This is a genomic window from Streptomyces sp. PH10-H1 (assembly GCF_030063355.1).
Lineage (GTDB): Bacteria > Actinomycetota > Actinomycetes > Streptomycetales > Streptomycetaceae > Actinacidiphila.
The window spans coordinates 67,476-85,118 of sequence record NZ_JASISZ010000030.1; the positions used below are offsets into that span (position 1 = coordinate 67,476).

Consider the following 17,643-nt stretch of genomic DNA (forward strand, 5'->3'; position numbering starts at 1 on the left):
AAAGTAAGCGGTCAGGCGCCCCGGCTGTGGGTTCAGTACCGCCGGATGCGATCAACGCGAGGTCGCGGTCGAACGTAATCGGACGCGGGTGAACCCGCGGGGATGGCTGGAAGCGGCGCAGCCGCAGGGGCTGGAGCCTTCCGGTCGCCATTCCGGTCGTCCGTGCCGGGCACGGAATCGTGCCTGGTGACGGGCACGATACGGAGGCGCTGACAAAGTTCCGCAAGTTCGGTGTGGTCTCGTCGCGGCCGGGCAGGAGCGCCAGAGTGACAGGCGGGACTGAGCGGCTGAGACCGATGCGTGTTATGTGTTGCGAGTCGCACGGCCATGGTCCGGATGGCCTGCGCCGTAGTTGTCGTCGAGGCGGTGCGAAGCCGGTCCGTACGGCCTGACCTGGAGGAATGATATGCCCGAACTGTTCATCGGCGGTCGGTGGACGGCGGCCGCAGAAGGGCGTACCCGTGACATCCGGTGCCCCGCGGACGGCAGCCTGGTTGCCCAGGTGGACGAAGGCGGACCGAAGGATGCGGCCGCGGCGGTCGCCGCCGCCCGTGACGCGTTCGACCACGGGCCCTGGCCGCACACCTCCCTGGCGGAACGTGGCGGGCTGCTGCTGCGCGTTGCCGAGCTGCTCGTACGGGACAAGGACGCCTTCGCCCGCGCGGAGTCCCTCGACACCGGCAAGCGCCTGGTGGAGTCGGCCTACGACATGGACGACATCGCCAATTGCTTCCGCTACTTCGGCAACCTGGTCGGCGCCGGCGGCCGGGACCGGATGGTCGACACCGGCACCCCGGCCATCGACAGCCGTGTCGTCCACGAACCGGTCGGCGTCTGTGTGCTGATCACCCCGTGGAACTATCCGCTGCTGCAGACCGCCTGGAAGGTCGCCCCGGCGCTCGGCACGGGCAATACGTTCGTCCTCAAGCCCAGCGAGCTGACCCCGCACACCGCGATCATGCTGATGCGGCTGCTGCAGGAGGCCGGACTGCCGGACGGGGCCGCCAACCTCGTGCTGGGTGCCGGGCCCGAAATCGGCGCGCCGCTGACCGAGGACCCGCGGGTCGATCTGGTCTCCTTCACCGGCGGCCTGGCCACCGGCCGCCGCATCATGGCGGCGGCCGCCCCCACCGTGAAGAAGGTGGCCCTCGAACTCGGTGGCAAGAACCCCAATATCGTCTTCGCCGACGCGGACTTCGACACCGCCGTCGACTATGCGCTGATGGCGGTCTTCCTGCACTCCGGCCAGGTCTGCTCGGCCGGTGCCCGCCTGCTGGTCGAGGACTCCCTGCACGATCGCTTCGTGGACGAGATCGTCGCTCGGGCCGGGCGGATCCGGCTGGGCGGCCCGTTCGACGAGGACGCCCGCACGGGCCCGCTGATCTCGGCCGCGCACCGCGAGAAGGTCGAGGCGTACGTCGCCGCCGGTCTCGCGGAGGGCGCCGTACTGCGGCTCGGCGGCGCCCGGCCCGACGACCCTGCCCTCGCCGACGGCTTCTACTACCCGCCGACCGTCCTCGACGAATGCACCCCGCAGATGTCGGTGGTGCGCGACGAGTCCTTCGGACCGGTCCTGACCGTCGAGCGATTCCGCGACGAGGCCGAGGCCCTGGCACTCGCCAACGACACCGTCTACGGCCTGGCGGGGGCCGTCTGGACGACGGACCAGGCCCGCGCGCAGCGTGTCGCCGCCGGTCTGCGGGCCGGCACCGTCTGGATCAACGACTTCCATCCCTATGTACCCGAGGCCGAATGGGGCGGCATGAAGCAGTCCGGAACCGGCCGCGAGCTGGGCCCCGCGGGTCTGGCCGAGTACACCGAGGCCAAGCACATCTGGCGCAACACCGCCGCCGTACCGCAGCGCTGGTTCGACTGACCGTCCGACCCGCTCCATCCGGCCACTGCCTGTACGCCACGAGGAGAACTGTTATGCCGGACGTCCCGCCAGATCAACCTGGACCAGCCGCGAGCGGCGACTCCGACGACGCCGCGCTCACCGAGCTGGGCTACAAGCCCGGACTCAAGCGTACGCTCGGCAATTTTCACACCTTCGCCGCCGGAATCAGCTACATCTCTATCCTCACCGGCACCTTCCAGCTGTTCTACTTCGGTGTCAGTTTCGGCGGGGCCGCCTACTGGTGGTCCTGGCCGATGGTCTTCATCGGGCAGCTGATGGTGGCGCTGTGCTTCTGCGAACTCGCCGCCCGCTTCCCCGTCGCGGGATCGATCTACAACTGGGCCAAACACACGGGCGGCCCGCACATCGGCTGGCTGGCCGGTTGGATGATGACGGTCGCGACCATGGTGTCGCTGGCCGCCGTGGCCCTCGCCTATCAGCTGACGCTGCCGCAGATCTCCAGCTTCTTCCAGGTCATCGGAGACGGCACGGGCAAGTACGACGCGGCTGCCAACGCCGTGCTCCTCGGCGCGATCCTGATCGTCTTCACCACGGTGATCAACGCCTTCGGGGTGAAGCTGATGGCCACGATCAATTCCGCCGGAGTCTTCATCGAGCTGATCGCCGCAGTCGTTCTCGTAGGGCTGCTCGCCGCGCACATCACCCGTGGCCCGAGCGCGATCGTGCAGACCGAGGGGCTCGGCCAGGGCCAGACGCTCGGCTACTTCGGCGCCTTTCTGACCGCCTCGCTCGCCTCGGCATATGTGATGTACGGCTTCGACACCGCTTCCTCGCTCGGCGAGGAGTCCATCGACCCGGGCCGCAACGCTCCGCGCGCCATCCTGCGTGCGCTCATCGCCTCCTTCTTCCTCGGCGGCCTCATCCTCCTCTTCGCACTGCTGGCCACGCCCGACCTGAAGGCCAAGCAGCTCTCCGTCGACGGGCTGCAATACGTGGTCAAGGCCACCCTCGGCGAGGCGACCGGCCAGGCCGTGCTGTGGTGCGTCGTCATCGCCATCACCGTGTGCGCGTTGTCCGTACAGACCGCGGGGCTGCGGCTGGCCTTCGCGATGGCCCGGGACAACAACCTGCCGGGCGGCTCGCGGCTGGCCAGGCTCAGCCCGCGGTTCCATACACCGGTGCTGGCCACGTGCTTGATCGGGGTCGTGGCGATCGCCATCCTGGTCGTCAACATCAACCAGCCGCAGATCTTCTCGGTTGTCACCAGCATCGCCATCGTCATGATCTACCTCGCGTATCTGCTGGTCACGCTGCCCATGCTGTTGCAGCGGCTGCGTGGCGACTGGACACCGGCGCCCGGCCTCTTCTCCATGGGCCGGCTTGGCCTGCCAGTCAACATCCTGGCAGTGCTCTGGGGCGCCGCGATGACGGTCAACCTGCTGTGGCCGCGCGCTGAGGTCTACAACGCCACCGGGCCCCAGCACTGGTACCTGCGCTGGGGCGGCGTCCTGTTCGTCGGCTTCGCCGGGGTCGGGGGCTTCGTCTACTACTGGTTCGTACAGCGCAAGCTGACCGGCGTTGTCGCCGAACACGCCATCGATGAACTGCCGGAACCCACACCGGCCCATGGTGGACCGTGATACGAGGAGGAGCTGACGTGGAAGCGTTTGATTATGTGGTCGTCGGCGGCGGCACCGCGGGAAACGTCGTCGCCGCCCGGCTGAGCGAGGACCCGTCGGTCACGGTGTGCCTTCTTGAAGCGGGCCCCTCCGACGTCGGCGACGACAACGTCCTGCGGCTCGACCGCTGGATGGGCCTGCTGGAGTCGGGCTACGACTGGGACTACCCGATCGAACCGCAGGAGCACGGCAACAGCTTCATGCGGCATGCCCGCGCCCGCGTCCTCGGCGGCTGCTCCTCGCACAACTCCTGTATCGCCTTCTGGGCGCCGGCCGAGGACCTCGACTCCTGGGCCGCCGCGGGCTGCACGGGCTGGAGCGCCGCCGAGGTCTACCCGCTCTACCAGCGGCTGGAGACCAACGACGCGCCCGGCGACCACCACGGCCGCACCGGCCCGGTCAAGATCCGGACCATCAAGCCCAATGACCCGTGCGGCAGCGCGCTGCTGGAGGCCTGCGCCCAGGCCTCCATCCCCACCACCACGTTCAATACCGGTAAGACGGTGGTGCGCGGAGCGGGATGGTTCCAGATCAACTCCGATGAGCACAACACCCGGCAGTCCTCCTCGGTCGCCTATCTCCACCCGATCATGGGCAAGCGGCCGAACCTCGACGTACGGACCGGGGTACGGGCCAAACGTCTGCTCATCGACGGGAACCGCCGGTGCACCGGCGCCGAATACCTCGACCCCGACCTGATCCACACCCGCGCGGTCACCGCCCGCCGTGAGGTCATCGTCAGCTGCGGGTCGATCGACACCCCCAAGCTGCTCATGCTCTCCGGCATCGGCCCGGCCGCCCACCTGCGCGAAGTCGGCGTGGACGTCGTCCTCGACGCGCCGGGCGTCGGCGAGAACCTCCAGGACCACCCGGAGGGCGTGATCATGTGGGAGGCCAAGCAGCCGATGGTGACCTCCTCCGACCAGTGGTGGGAGATCGGCATCTTCGCGGACACCGAACCCGGCCTCGACCGCCCCGACCTGATGTTCCACTACGGCTCGGTGCCGTTCGACATGAACACCTACCGGCGCGGTTACCCGACCGCCGAGAACGCCTTCTGCCTCACGCCGAACGTCACCCACACCCGTTCGCGCGGCACCGTCCGGCTGCGCACACGCGACTTCCGGGACAAGCCCAAGGTCGATCCGCGGTATTTCACGGACGAGCACGACGTACGGGTGATGACGTACGGTCTGCGGCTGGCCCGTGAGATCGCGTCCCAGCCGGCCCTGTCGGGATGGGCCGGCACCGAACTCGCCCCGGGCCCGGACGCCCGCACCGATGACGAGCTGCTCGACTACATCTCCAAGACCCACAACACCGTCTACCACCCCGCAGCGACGGTGAAGATGGGCGCCGACCACGACCCGATGGCCCCACTCGACGCCCGCCTGCGGGTCAAGGGCATCCAAGGGCTGCGGGTCGCCGACGGCTCGGCGATGCCGGAACTCATCACCGTCAACCCCTGCATCACCACGATGATGATCGGCGAGAAGTGCGCCGACATGCTCAAGGAGGACGCAGCAGCCGGATAGGAAACCCCGGCGCGGAACGCTCTGCTCGCTACTTCGGGGTGTCCGCGCCGGACAGCGGCTCCGGACCGGCTGACGGGACGGCACCGACGGCCTTGCCCTGCGCGCCTGCCCGGGCAGTGCCGTCGACCGTCAGACAGATACCGAACACCCGGTCGTGGCTGGTCCAGCCATTGACACGGCCCCGGTTATTGCTGATCTCCACCCGCGTGCGGGCCGGATCCACCGCCGACACCAAGTGCAAGTACACGGTCCCGGTGACCCGCGCGAGAACGATGTCGCCGACTTCCACCTTCGACGGGTCGACCGGAGTGACGACCACCCGCTGCCGGCTGCGTATCAACGGGACCATGGAGGAACCACTCGGCCGGAACTCCACGGTTGCCCCACCCGCCACTCTTCCTGCTATCGCATCGAGCATTCCCATCCGCTGATAGTGCCCGATCGGGCCCGTCGCCCGGCGGCATCTTCCGCGACCGTAGGTGGCATCGAGCCGCTGCGGAGCTCGGAACCGTAAAGGTGCAGGTCAGCGATGTGTGTCAGTGCCGGGCCGTACAGTCGTCAGCACCCGGTACAAGCGGGGCGAGACGTATTTTGTTCGGACTTCAAGGGGGTCGAGCCGATGTTCCTCATGACAGCCGCCTGCGTATGCCGGTCGTGCGGACCGGCGACCTCCGACGCGCCACGAAGAGATACCTCTCGCCGCGCACTCTCAGGATTGTCAGGACGGGGTAGGGATGAGTCATGAGTGACGCTGTCATCCGTTGTCCGTCCTGCCCCGATCATCCGGTTCTGCCGGCTGTGGCTGATTGCGACACCCGTAAGTGCATTCGTTGCCAGGGCGACCATCGGTGGCTGTCGGACCCGCATCCCGCGGATCATCTGTGCGAGGTGTGCCGCAGCGAGTGTCCGCGATGTGATGCGCCGGCCGGCCGCGACGGCGGGGGAGTGTGCCGTACCTGCCGGGGACTGTGCCGCACCTGCGACGGCCGGCTCACCGCGCGTCCGGCCGAGGTCCATGAGGTGCCCGCGGCGTCCGCGGTCAGGGGGGAGCGGCAGCGCCGGTCACAGCTCTACGTCCCCTCCACGTGGAAGAGCGTCCTGTGCGATGAGTGCTTGTACGCACGGAGCATCACCGGCCGGGAGCGGTCCGTGGTGCTGCGGTTCCCGCCCAAACTCATCCGGGCCTGCGGCGGCGGCGCGCCGGACGCCGCCATCGATGTGATCCGGGACGAGCTGGAGTACCGGTCCGCACGTCACCTCATTGAGCGGATCGAGCGGCGCTGGTGGCAGAAGTGGTCCCACCGGCCGCTGTCCTTCTCCGGAGCCGATGACTGGGCTGCCTACGGGCCCGGCGATGTCGCGGTCTGGCTGGTCGCCCCCACCCCGTGCCCGGCCCGCTGCGAGGACGGCTGGATGACGAACGACCCCGACCAGCAGTGCCCGACCTGCCATCCTCCTCGCCCGCATCGCGTGTTCGTGGAACCGCTCAGCGCCCACGCGCAGGACATGGCGGCCACCGCCCGTTCCGTCGTACGCGCCGCCCAGTCGCCGCGGGCCCACGGTGAATACGTACCCAAGGCCGCGACCATGACCGCCGAGCAGCAGGCGGAGCGGATGCGCCGGCAGGCCGAGCGGGACCGCGTCGGCCGGGTGAAGAAGGAGCGGGCCGAGATATCGGCGGCGGAGGAGGCACGGGACCCGGTCCGGGCCGCCGCCATCAAACGCGCGCGCCAGGAGCGCCAGCAGCGCTGACCCACGCCCGGGCCGGGCGGTCCCGTCAGTTTGCCGGCCCCAGAGGGCAGCAAGCGCCGACCGGGCCCGGCATTTCAGCGTCAGCCTCAACTGGGAGCGAGCGGCCCTCCTGACGACAGGGACGCGACATGGCGAAGAGCTCGCTCCTGCGGTGTTCTCGATGTGCGCACAGTCGCTCAGAAGCGGGAGAAGACGTGCAAGCGTCCGATGAGCGTGAATCCGCGGCGGTGGTACCACTGGAGCGGCCAGTCCTCGCTGTCCGCGAGCAGGAACCGCAGTGTGCAATCCGCGGTGGCGGCGTGGTGAAGAGCGCCTGCCAGAAGGGCGTCGGCATAGCCACGCCGGGTGTGGGTGTCGGCGGTCCCAAGGTCTTCGATCTGGGCAATGCCGGCTGCCGGGTCGAGGTAGAGATCGGTCCAGGAGGCTATATCGCCCTTGTCGTCGCGGACGGCAAGGAAGAGCACCTGGTCGCCCCCGCGCAGTCGGGCCGTGCGGCGGTCCACGAGCTGACGGATGGTCTCCTCGGGTCCGCTGGGCAGCCACTGCCGCTGTTGCCGCGTGAGCGCCGGCCGGAGAACGGACAGGTCCACGGGCTCGGCCAGGGATGCCGGCGGGGTCGGCCCCGTGTGCGTCATGACGACTTCAGCGCTGTGTTCGTAGCCGGCTTGGGCGAGTGCGGGGGCGCAGCCTTCCCCGAGAGCGTCGTCATAGACGGTGATACGACGGTGGTTCAACTTCGCCATGGCCGCCTCGGCGAGTGCCGGCAGGGTGGCGGGATCAACAGCCGCGTCAATGTGCAGTTGATTGTGTTCGTGGGAGCGAGCGAAGGTCTCATTGAGTACGACGTAGCCGCCCGGCACTTCGTTCACCTCGACAGCCTGGCGGCGGGCGAACGCGTTCTGGAAGGCGGTTATGCGCCGCAGGTCATTCGCCACTGAGCTGCACCTGTCTCATCTCTCGAGTGTAGGACTTCCGTTGTCCGATTCGTGATGGTCGGCGCTGACGGAGCCTGGACTGTGGCCACCGGTCCATCTCCCTGCCATGGACGGCGACGTCTCATCCACCGTCCGGGACACTGCCTGTCCAACCAATCTCCATTCACCGGCCCCGGCTGCGAGATCAGTCGAAGCGCTTCAACTCGATCGTCGAAGGTTCGGCTATCGAGTGCACCGGGCCCGTCGTGGTACCCCCGCGTTCCGGAGGTTGGTCAGGGGCCGGAACGGCGGGCGCGGCCGTACGCCGCTCTCACGTCTTGGGTAAGTTGGTGCTGTCTGCCCAATTGGCGTTCGCACAGGGAGTAGACGGCGTCGAGGAACGGGTGGGCGAGGCGTGTGCCGCGCCTCGCGGTGTGCTCGGCGGCCTCTTGCAGCATGTCCCAGAGCCCTGAGGCGCTCCAGCGAATCGTTGTCCTTCCGCTGGGCGCGGAACGCTTCCTTGGTGACCGCCGAGATTGGCAACAGGGGCTTGAGCCCCGCAGTGAAACCCAGGTCGGCCAGCTCGCAGCGCTTCTCGCGGACCAGGCCGTCGGAACCGCCGCCCCCGAGCCTTTCCTCCGCGTCGCATGCGCGTTCGCCCAGCTCAATACCCCGTACCGCCTCCCCGCGCATGATGAGTTGCCTCGACGCGCTGGTGTAGAGCTGAGAGCTTGTCCACGTATCGTCCACCGGACTTGCCAGGTCGGCGAAGGCCAGGATCTTGGGCAATGCCAGAGCAGAGGCCGATGTCGAGCCGGACACCGCTTTGAGCAGCAGATCCTCCGTCAGCTCCCTGCCCCCCGCACGCTCGTTGGCCCCTCGGCCTCGCTCCAACCCGGGGGGTGGGGAAGGCTGATGATCAGCGCCTGTCGATAGTGGGACAGGGCCTGTCGGTAGTCGCCGAGCCGTTCGTGGACCACACCGAGATTGTTCATCGTGCGGGCTTCGGCGCTGCGATCCGTGCCCGCGCGGTCCAGGTCCAGGGCTTGCTGAAGGTCGTGCAACGCCTGCCGGAAATCGCTCAACCGCAGGTGGACGACGCCCAGGTGGCGCAGTGCGTCGGCCTGGCCGGCCGGGTCGGCCCGGCTCTCGGCGGCGCGCAGTGCCTGGGTGTGCAGGGTGAGGGCGGCGCAGCACAGGCCGTGGACATCCAGGTAGCGCCACAGGATCTCCGAGAGCTGGCCGGTGTAGTCGGGCCGGCCGGGCTCGGCGGCGGCCGCCAGAACGTTGGGCAAGTCGGCTTCCAGCCACGCTTCCGCACTGGCGGGATCGGCGAGGACGACGGAGGAGGCGGTCGGCGGCGGAACATTCGGCCGGCGCTGCTTCTCGAAGGGGAAGAGGAGATTCGCGGCGACGGCGGCGGTGTACCGGTAGTGGTCGAAGAGCCGGGTCAGTGCCGCCTGCCGGGCGTCGGCGGTCTCTTCGTCGAGGGCGGTGGTGCGGGCGTGGTCGCGGAGCAGATCGTGGAATGTGAATCGGCCGGGGGTGTGCTGCAGCAGCAGGTGGGCGTCCAGAAGATCCTCGAGGAGGCGTTCGGCCCCGTCGACCGGAATGCCGGTCAGCGCGGCGGCGGCGTACGCGTCGACATCGGGGCCGGGATGGAGGCCGAGCAGACGGAACAGCCGCTGCTGGTCCGGGTCGAGGTGCCGGTATGACACGGCGAAGGCGGTGGCGACCCCGCGGTCGGCCGTGGAAAGCTCGGCCGGCCTGCGGCGCTGCTCGCGCAGCCGCCCGGCCAGATACGCAACGGTCCACTGCGGTCGGTCGCGCAGCCGGGCTGCGGCGATCCGCACCGCCAGCGGCAGGAAGCCGCACAGCGCGAGGACCTCGCCGACCGCGTCGGGTTCATCGACGGCGCGCCGGCCGACCACCCCGGTGAACAGGGCGACGGCATCGACGCCCGGCAGCACGTCCACGGAGAGCAGTTGTGCGCCGTCGAGGTCGGTGAGCCGCCGGCGGCTTGTCGCCAGCACCGCGCTGCCGGAGCCGCCGGGCAGCAGCGGCCGGAGCTGGTCGACGGTGGCGGCGTTGTCCAGGACGATCAGGACGCGGCGGCCGGACAGCTCGGCTCGCCACAGACCGGCCCGCTGTTCGGTGTCGGTGGGGATCCGGTCGATGGGCACATCCAGCGCGCCCAGCAGCGTCTCCAGTGCGGTGCTCGACGCCAACGGCTCCCGGCCGGGGGTGAATCCGTGCAGGTCGACGAAGAACTGCCCGTCGGGAAAGCGGTCGGCGAGACGGTGCGCCACATGCACGGCCAGCACGGTCTTGCCGACCCCGGCCATCCCATCGACCGTCCACACCCCGCCTGTCTCGGACAACGCGGAGGTGAGCCGCGTGAGTTCGGTCTCCCGACCGGTGAAGTCCGGTACATCGTAGGGGAGGAAGGACAGCCGCCGGCGTACCGGCTCCACCGCCTTGGGCGGGGACGACGGCGGGGGCGGTGCCGAGGGGGACGGCGGGACGTGCGGCGACGGCCGGTCCAGGGCGGGATCATTGCGCAGGATGGCGTCCTGGAGCGCCAGGAAGGCGCTTCCCGGGTCAAGTCCCTGTTCGTCGGCGAGCTGTGTCCGGAAGGTGCGCGCCACCTGGAGCGCGTCGGCCTGCCGGCCTCCCCGGTACAGCGCCAGCATCAGCTGGCCGCGCAGCCGCTCGCGCAACGGGTGGGTCTGCAGCTCCGCGCGCAGTTCGGCGATGAGGTCGTCGTGCCGCCCCAGGGCCAGCTCCATGTCGACCAGCCGCTCGTACGCCGACAGCCGCTGCTCGTCCAACCGCTCCCGCGCGCCCGGAACGAAGTCGGCCGTCACGTCCGCCAGCGCGGGACCCCGCCACAGCGTCAGCGCCGTCCGGATCCGGTGTGCGGCGGCAACGGGGTCACCGGCCGCCTGGGCGAGCGCCGTCGAGACCTCTTCGGTGAACCGCTGGAGGTCGAGTTGCCCCGGTTCGGGGGACATGACATAGCCCGGAGCCCTTGTGGACAGCATGTCGGCCGCACCGATGTCGCGCAGCGCCCGGCGGATCGCCGATACCGACGCCTGTATCTGCGTACGGGCGGTTCGCGGCGGTGTGCCGCCCCACATCGCCTCGATGAGCAGCCCGTTCGACACGACCGTCCCGGCCCGCAGCAGCAAGTACGCCAGCACGGCGCGGTGGCGTGGGGCAAGGGCGGGCAGCGGCCGTCCGTCCGCCGAGACCTCCACCGAACCGAGAATCGCGAACCGCACACCCACCCCGTCTCGCGCAGCCGTGGATGCCACCGGGTGGCGACACCGCCCGTTTCCGCCCTGACCTGCATGCATAGCGAACACATAGCGCATGTATCAACGCCGGCAGGCAGGCTTACCGACGTCGGCCGGACACCGATTCAGAGCAAACCACAGGCACGCCACGGAAAGAGTCACCATGCCCGTATTGGGATCGGGAATCTCCCTGCACACCTACACCGCAGGCGAGACCGGCCTGTTCGTCAATTCCTATCTGATCGAAACCGAGTCCGGTGTCGTGGTCGTCGACACCAACCTGCTCAACTCCGATATCGCCGCGCTGAAGGCGCGCCTCACCGCGGTGGGCAAACCGCTGGAGGCGGTGTTCGTCACCCACGCACATCCCGACCACTTCAACGGTGTGTTCGAGCTGACCCGAGACGCCGACGTGCCGGTCTACGCCACAGCCGGTGTGGCCAAGGCGATCGAAGAGATCGCCGATGCCAAACGAGCCCAGTGGGGCCCGGTGTACGGCGAGCAGTGGCCCGCCGGGACCGCCTATCCCACCGTCGAGCTCGCGGACGGCCAGACGGTCGATCTGGGCGGGCTCACCCTGACCGCCCATGAGATCGGCCCGGCGGAAAGCCACGCGGACAGCTATCTGGTCGCCACACCCGGCGGCGGCCAGCCCTTCGCCTTCATCGGCGACCTCGCGTTCCACGGCACCCACCCGTACACCAACGACGGGCACTCCGGAGCATGGCTGGCCGCGCTGGACGTCATCACCGCTGAGCTGGGCGACATGTCCCGGCTGTACCCGGGCCACGGCGAGCCGGCCGACACCCGGCTCTTCGCCGACCAACGCCGTTATCTCCTCCATTACCGCGAGCTGATCCGGCGGCTCGCCGACGGCGCGCCCGCGCTGACCGACCTGGCCAAGGCCGAGCTCGAGCGTGCCCTGACCGCGTTCCTGCCCGGCGCACCATTGACCTGGATGATCCAACTGGGCGCGGACGCGATAGCCGCAGAACTGCGGGGAGATGCCGATGGCCGCGACCGTTGACACGTTCGGCCGTACCAAGAAGGTGCTGTTCGTCGCCTCCAACCCCGCGGTCTCCGAACAGACCGGCTCATCGGCTTCTGGTGGTCGGAATTGACCCACCCCTACTGGGAGTTCACCGAGGCCGGCTACGAGGTGACGATCGCCAGCCCCGATGGCGGCAGCCTGGCGGCCGACGGATACAGCGACCCGCGCGACGATTCCGGCTACAGCGCGGAGATCGACGTGGCCGAGTACGACGCGGTGCTGCTGGTCGGCGGGCAGGGTCCGATGTACCCCTACCGCGGCAACCCGAAGGTAAGCGGCCTGGTCGTCGAGGCCTACGAAAGCGGCAAAGTGGTGGCCGTCGTCTGAGATCCAGCCGTACTGGATCGAGGACGCGGCACGCGGGATCGAAGGCACCAATTTTGTGGTCCAGGGCGCCTTCCGCCCCTACGCCGTCCGTGATGGCAATCTGATCACCGGCCAGCAACAGTATTCCGGGGCAGCGGCCGCCAGGCTCGTGATCGAGGCACCGGGCCGCTAGCGGCCATCCGGCCCGGAGCGCCGGCCGCGGACCGACACCACGGGGGTGGGTCCGCGGTCGGCGCCTGGTGTGCGCCGCTCTCCCACGCCGAGCCACCCCGGGGCCGCATCGGAGGACCGGTAGCGGGAGAGTGTGACCATGACGAAGAAGGTACGCAGGGACACCGAGCCGGTACTCGCGGACGCACTGCGCGTCCTTGGAGGGTGCGACCACGTCGACGCCGTGGCGGTCGATGTCGCGCCGGGGACCACCGCGATCGGTTTCACGGCGCTGATACTGGCCTCGCCACCGCGCTGGACGCGGAGCCTGCTCGCCGTGCGGGACTTGCTCGTCGCACCGTTCGGCCTCAAGGGCAGTAGATCGGGCGCGGTACGGATCGAGGAGGGCGCGCAGATCGGACCGATGTACATGTTCGATGTCTCGGACGAGCAAGTGGTGGCGGGCAAGGACGACAAGCACCTCAGCTTCCGCACGACCTTCGTGGTGCGTGAAGGTGCCAACGGCCTGGAAGGTGTGTGCACCACGGTCGTGCGCTACCACCGCACCGCGGGCCGGCTCTACTTCCGTGCGATCGAGCCGTTCCACCACGTGATCATGCGAACCCTGGCCCGGCGTGCCGCCGCCGCGTGAGCGGCGGGACGGCGACGGATTCCACCGGCGCGGCGGAAGGTGGTGGTGTCTGCCCGCTGGGCAGCCCCGCCGGTGGAAGCGCCGCCGGCCGTCGTCGGCGCAGGAGCCGCCTGTCCGGTCCGGGCCGCACGGGCCCGGACCGCGGCGTACGTGGGATCAAGAGGCGGTGCGGGTCGGGTCGTCGACGGTGGTGAAGCCGCCCTCGCGGCGGGCGCGCAGGGCGTCCTGGACGAAGGCCCGGGAGAACATCGACGACAGGATCGCGATGCCGTTGCGGTGGATGCGGATCTCGCCGCTGGTGATCTGCCCGGTGACGTGGATCCGGCGGCCCTCGGACCCGGAGGCGCCCTCCAGGTCCTTGACGCGGCCGCGGCCGTTCCACTTCAGGCTCCCGAAGTGGTCGATGACGGTGTCGGACGCGACGAGCAGCTTGAGCATGCCGTGGTCGATGTCCACGTGCAGGTCGAGGTCGCCGTCGGCGATGTCGGGGGAGCGCAGGTCCAGCACGACGGCGCCGCGGCGGGTGCGTACTTCGAAGCTGCGCGCCCGGGTCCAGTTGCCCAGACGCTTGGTCAGGGTGTGGTCGGCGTCGATGCGGACGGGGCTCTCGAGGGAGGAGGCGGGTGCGGTTTGCGGAGTGTGCTCGGCGTTTGTCATGGCTTCATAGTGGCACAGCGGCTAGTGTTCTAGCAACTAGTAGGGAAGGTGCGGTAGATTTGGCATGTGACAACGACCTTCCGCCGCTCCCCGCTCGCCCTGGCCGTCCTCAGCCTGCTCGAGAGCGGCCCGATGCACCCGTACGGCATCCAGCGGCTCATCAAGCAGTGGGGCAAGGATCAGGTCGTCAACGTCGGCCAGCGCGCGACCCTCTACAAGATGATCACCAGGCTGCAGGAGGCCGGGCTGATCGACGTACAGGACACCGACCGCGACCACCGATATCCCGAACGCACCACGTACTACGTCACCGAGGCCGGCCGGGCAGCCGCCCGGCAGTGGCTCGCCGAGATCCTGTCCACCCCGCGCAACGAGTTCCCCGAGTTCCCCGCCGCGCTGTCCTTCTTCCTCATGCTCACCCCGGAGACCGCCCGGGAGCTGCTCGCCGAACGCCGCGACCGGCTCACCCAGAAGATCGCCGAACTGGACGCCGCCCTGGTCACCGAGACCGAGGGCTTCCAGCTCCCGCGCGTGACCATGCTGGAGACCGAGTACGTCCGCGCCGTCACCGACGCCGAACTGCGCTGGGTCACCGAGGTCGTCGACGCCCTGCGCGACACCTCGTTGAGCTGGGACTTCGAGGAACTCCGCAAGCTCGCCCTCGCCTCCATGCCCACCGATTGAACCGTTCACCCGCCACGCCCGAGTCCCGAGTCGGAGCCTCGAATCGGCGCCCCGTTTCGACGGCCGGCGGCTCATCGACGATTTCCGCGTGGGGAGGGGTGGATGAGACCCCATGCGTCGTTTCCGCCCTCCGTTCATCTACAGTGGAACGAAACGTCTACATGCTTGTAGTCAATCAGTGCGTGGCATCACGCGGCCCTGGTCACCACCGAGGGGAGCAGTGCCCCACCCCCACGGTGTGGCACTGAGTTCGATGCTGGGGCAGCGGCGGCGGGTGGGTCGCGGTCTCCGTCCTCGCGTCGCTCGGGCATGGTCCGACGGTGCCACGGGTCCCGTCTGTGCCTGCGATTGGTGGCTCGATGAATGAACCCGCCCTGCCGGAGCGGCGCGCCGGTCTGGTGCCCTTGCTGGGTGTCTCCGCTCTGTGCGCCGCGCTCTTCGTCCTGCTGGCGGTATGGGTCATCCGACGGGACGGCGCGCCGTTCGCCGTCGACCTGAGCCTGCACGTGTGGTCCGTGAAGCACCGTCCGTCCGGCGCGGTGTCCTTCGCTCGTGCCGTCACCGCGACCGGCACCGGTGTCTTCCCCTATCTGTGTGCCCTGACCGCCGGGCTGATCGCGGGCCGCGACGCGAGGCAGCGACTATGGGCGGCCGCCGGCGCGCTCGGATTCCTCGGTCTGACCCAGGTCGCCCGCTTGGGGCTGCTCCACGCGATCGGACGGCCCCGTCCCGCCATCGCCGACTGGGCCACCCACGCCTCCGGGTTCGCCTTCCCCTCCGGACACGCCACTACCTCCGCGTTCGTGGCCGGGCTGCTGGCCTGGGCCGTCGCCCGCCGGGTCCGGACCGCGGCGGCGGTCACCGGCTGCGTCGTCCTCACGTTGTGGGCTGTGTCGGTCGGGCTCAGCCGGATCTATCTCGGGGTGCACTGGGCCAGCGATGTCCTGGGCGGATGGTTCTTCGCCCTCACCTGGCTCGGCCTCGGCGCGGCAGTGATCCCCGTGACTCGCCTACTGCCGCGCCGCTGATGTCCTTCCGTGCGAGGGCCCTGGCAGCGGGTGGGTTCAGGTGACCAGGCCCAGGGCCAGCGTGGCGGCGGCCAGTAGCAGGAACGGGTACTGCAGCCCGAGTGAGTAGTCGCGCACCCGCAGGTGGGTAACGACGGCACAGACGAAGAACAGGACGAGTCCGGCCGCCGCGGCCGGGCCGATCACCGGTAGCCAGAAGCCTGCCAGGAGACCGAGGGCGGCGCCCGCCTTCGGGACGCCCAGCGCGGGCATCCACGATCGGGGCACGCCTGCCTTGTTCATGGCAAGGGCCACTCTTTCGAAGCGGACGAAGTCGCACCCGGCCGAGAAGGCGCAGTAGGCGATGGTCACGATCGCGACAGTCGCGTAGGCGATGTACATGGCTTCGATCCGCCCTCGTCAGTTCTGGAACGCGGAGACGTTGGCCTCGGCCCACTGGGCGTAGGTGAGTGCAGGGCGGCCCAGGATGCGTTCCACCTCGCCGGTCACAAGTGCGGGCTTGCCGACGGTCCCGGCGAGATACCTCAGCAGGGAGTCGATCGCCTCTTCCTGGACCCAGGAGTTGTGGGACAGCATCGCCTGCTTCGCCGCCGCCGCGGGGATCTCCTCGAATCGCAGTGGACGAGCCAGGACCGCGCCGAGGATCGCCACCTGCTCCGCCGTGGTCAGCCCGTGCGGACCGGTCAAGGACGGTGCCTGCCCCAGCAGTTCGTCCCCGAGCAGGGCTTGGACGGCAACCGCGGCTATGTCCGCCTCGTGAATCGGCGCAGTGCAAGCACCGGCATACGGGCCGCGCACGACGTCACCCGCCGTCAGCTGCGCCTTCCACTGCAAGGCGTTCGCAGCGAAGGCGCCGGGGCGCAGATGCGTCCACTGGGGGAAGGCCGCCGCGACGGCTGTCTCCAGATTCCGGTGGATCGCGGCGGAGCTTCCCTCACCCGCGGCCTCGTCGTCCGCGACGACCAGCGCGGAAACGGTGACGACTCGCCGCACCCCGGCCGCCTTGGCGGCGTCCAGCAGAGCGTCGGTGCTGCCGGGCGTCCCGGCGATGTTGACCACGAGAGCGGTCACGCCGTCGAAGTCGGGCGCGGTGCTGTCGCAGGGCTCGACCCCGGCGGGCAGGCGCGCGCCGCCGGGAGTGCGCGTCAAGGCGCGCACCTTCCTGCCCCTCGCGGCCAACTCCGCGATGAGCGGGCGGCCGAGGTTTCCGGTGGCTCCAGTCACAAGGATCATGGTGTGTCTCCCTCTCCTCAGGTGACGCGGACTGGTCGTCCCGTCCCATCCCGAGAGCGATCCGGACGCCCGGAGTGTGACATCGGCCAACCATCCATGACCTTCGTCACCTGACGGCACGCGCCTGTGTCGCCGTCCACCGCAGCCGCTGGGCGCGGGTGGCGAGCCGGGCTGGGCCCCGGTCAGGCCGGTGGGCCTCCGCAACTGGACTGCCCTGGGGCCCCGTCCGGGGCGATGTCGTCGCGCAGCACGCTGAAGTGCACGACGTCTCGCCAGCGTCCATCACGGAACGCGAAGCTGCGCAGCACACCCTCGCGGGTGAAGCCGGACTTCTCCAATGCGCGCTGCTCGGCGATGTTCTCCGTCTCAGAGTGCGGTTCGCGCCGTGATGCCCGATTCGCGATGAGGTCTGGGTGAGGTGCCCTGCTCGGTGGGGTGGGCTGGTGTTCAGGGGCGGGGCTGGGTGAACAAGCCGGGCTCGGGCTCGGTGAGGATGCCGCGGGTTACCAGGCGTTTCAGCTTGGACCGGATGCCCTCGGTGTTCTTCGGCAGGATCGGAAGGTCGAGGGCCTCGCAGATGTCGCGAGCCCGCATCGGGCCGCCGGTGTCGGCGAGGACCGTGAGGATCTGCTGGTAGGCGGGGTGTTTCGGCACCTCGGCGCGGGGTGGATCGTCTGCCGGTGCCGGTGCCGGTGCCGGTGCGGGGAGGTTGAGGAGGGTCTTGCGGGTGATCTGCAGATTCTCGCTCTCGGTGTCGAACTCGCAGAGGCGGGCGGTGAGTTCGGCGATCTGGTCCCGAAGCCGTCCGGTCTGCTCGCAGACTT

17 protein-coding genes are annotated in these 17,643 nt (G+C 69.4%); 9 read left to right on the top strand and 8 right to left on the bottom strand.

Annotated features, from left to right (window positions below; genetic code table 11):
* Positions 1–406: 406 nt before the first annotated feature.
* From QMK24_RS19440 to QMK24_RS19450, 3 genes are read left to right on the top strand one after another with little or no spacing between them, the layout of a single operon-like run.
* The gene (locus QMK24_RS19440; protein WP_283467548.1) at positions 407–1,876 is read left to right on the top strand and encodes an aldehyde dehydrogenase family protein; all 1,470 of its coding nucleotides are present in this window, start codon (positions 407–409) and stop codon (positions 1,874–1,876) included.
* Between the two features lie 53 nt (positions 1,877–1,929).
* Positions 1,930–3,498 carry an APC family permease gene (locus QMK24_RS19445; protein WP_283467549.1) on the top strand — a complete coding sequence of 523 codons (1,569 nt, stop codon included), beginning with the start codon at positions 1,930–1,932 and terminating at the stop codon, positions 3,496–3,498.
* A 17-nt stretch (positions 3,499–3,515) separates the two neighbouring features.
* On the top strand, positions 3,516–5,072 hold the full coding sequence (locus QMK24_RS19450; protein ID WP_283467550.1) for a GMC family oxidoreductase: 1,557 nt from the start codon (positions 3,516–3,518) through the stop codon (positions 5,070–5,072).
* 28 nt (positions 5,073–5,100) lie between these two features.
* On the opposite strand, the gene QMK24_RS19455 is transcribed toward QMK24_RS19450, so the two are convergent.
* Complete coding sequence (locus QMK24_RS19455) at positions 5,101–5,421, bottom strand: S26 family signal peptidase (RefSeq protein ID WP_283467553.1); 321 nt, start codon at positions 5,419–5,421, stop codon at positions 5,101–5,103.
* Positions 5,422–6,185: 764 nt separating this feature from the next.
* Here QMK24_RS19455 and QMK24_RS19460 point away from each other — a divergent pair.
* Positions 6,186–6,824 (top strand): hypothetical protein, encoded by a 639-nt coding sequence (locus QMK24_RS19460; protein WP_283467555.1) that lies wholly within the window; start codon positions 6,186–6,188, stop codon positions 6,822–6,824.
* 176 nt (positions 6,825–7,000) lie between these two features.
* On the opposite strand, the gene QMK24_RS19465 is transcribed toward QMK24_RS19460, so the two are convergent.
* The gene (locus QMK24_RS19465) at positions 7,001–7,759 is read right to left on the bottom strand and encodes a GNAT family N-acetyltransferase (RefSeq protein WP_283467556.1); all 759 of its coding nucleotides are present in this window, start codon (positions 7,757–7,759) and stop codon (positions 7,001–7,003) included.
* Positions 7,760–8,583: 824 nt separating this feature from the next.
* On the bottom strand, positions 8,584–11,022 hold the full coding sequence (locus QMK24_RS19470; protein ID WP_283467557.1) for an AfsR/SARP family transcriptional regulator: 2,439 nt from the start codon (positions 11,020–11,022) through the stop codon (positions 8,584–8,586).
* A gap of 178 nt (positions 11,023–11,200) precedes the next feature.
* On the opposite strand from QMK24_RS19470, the gene QMK24_RS19475 reads away from it, so the two are divergent.
* The 3 genes from QMK24_RS19475 (at position 11,201) to QMK24_RS19485 (ending at position 13,217) form a co-directional block, all read left to right on the top strand.
* A complete protein-coding gene (locus tag QMK24_RS19475) occupies positions 11,201–12,064 on the top strand; it encodes an MBL fold metallo-hydrolase (RefSeq protein ID WP_283467558.1) in 864 nt (287 codons plus the stop codon).
* Between the two features lie 90 nt (positions 12,065–12,154).
* Complete coding sequence (locus QMK24_RS19480; protein WP_283467559.1) at positions 12,155–12,415, top strand: DJ-1/PfpI family protein; 261 nt, start codon at positions 12,155–12,157, stop codon at positions 12,413–12,415.
* Positions 12,416–12,725: 310 nt separating this feature from the next.
* Positions 12,726–13,217 (top strand): DUF2867 domain-containing protein, encoded by a 492-nt coding sequence (locus QMK24_RS19485; protein WP_283467560.1) that lies wholly within the window; start codon positions 12,726–12,728, stop codon positions 13,215–13,217.
* 156 nt (positions 13,218–13,373) lie between these two features.
* Here the strand turns inward: QMK24_RS19485 and QMK24_RS19490 are convergent, their stop codons facing one another.
* Positions 13,374–13,874: a hypothetical protein gene (locus QMK24_RS19490; RefSeq protein ID WP_283467561.1), complete on the bottom strand. Its 501-nt coding sequence runs from the start codon at positions 13,872–13,874 to the stop codon at positions 13,374–13,376.
* 66 nt (positions 13,875–13,940) lie between these two features.
* Between QMK24_RS19490 and QMK24_RS19495 the strand changes: the two genes are divergently transcribed.
* Together QMK24_RS19495 and QMK24_RS19500 are read left to right on the top strand one after the other, a co-directional pair.
* Entirely contained in the window at positions 13,941–14,558 is a 618-nt protein-coding gene (locus QMK24_RS19495; protein WP_283467562.1) for a PadR family transcriptional regulator, read from the top strand.
* 359 nt (positions 14,559–14,917) lie between these two features.
* Positions 14,918–15,586 carry a phosphatase PAP2 family protein gene (locus QMK24_RS19500; RefSeq protein WP_283467563.1) on the top strand — a complete coding sequence of 223 codons (669 nt, stop codon included), beginning with the start codon at positions 14,918–14,920 and terminating at the stop codon, positions 15,584–15,586.
* 36 nt (positions 15,587–15,622) lie between these two features.
* Here the strand turns inward: QMK24_RS19500 and QMK24_RS19505 are convergent, their stop codons facing one another.
* The 4 genes from QMK24_RS19505 to QMK24_RS19520 all read right to left on the bottom strand — a co-directional run.
* Positions 15,623–15,967 carry a DoxX family protein gene (locus QMK24_RS19505; RefSeq protein WP_283467565.1) on the bottom strand — a complete coding sequence of 115 codons (345 nt, stop codon included), beginning with the start codon at positions 15,965–15,967 and terminating at the stop codon, positions 15,623–15,625.
* 18 nt (positions 15,968–15,985) lie between these two features.
* Entirely contained in the window at positions 15,986–16,819 is an 834-nt protein-coding gene (locus tag QMK24_RS19510) for an SDR family oxidoreductase (RefSeq protein ID WP_283467566.1), read from the bottom strand.
* A 182-nt stretch (positions 16,820–17,001) separates the two neighbouring features.
* On the bottom strand, positions 17,002–17,157 hold the full coding sequence (locus QMK24_RS19515) for a GNAT family N-acetyltransferase (RefSeq protein WP_283467567.1): 156 nt from the start codon (positions 17,155–17,157) through the stop codon (positions 17,002–17,004).
* Positions 17,158–17,266: 109 nt separating this feature from the next.
* Positions 17,267–17,643, bottom strand: a 377-nt coding sequence (locus QMK24_RS19520) for a hypothetical protein (protein WP_283467568.1), incomplete at its 5' end; no start/stop codon positions are given.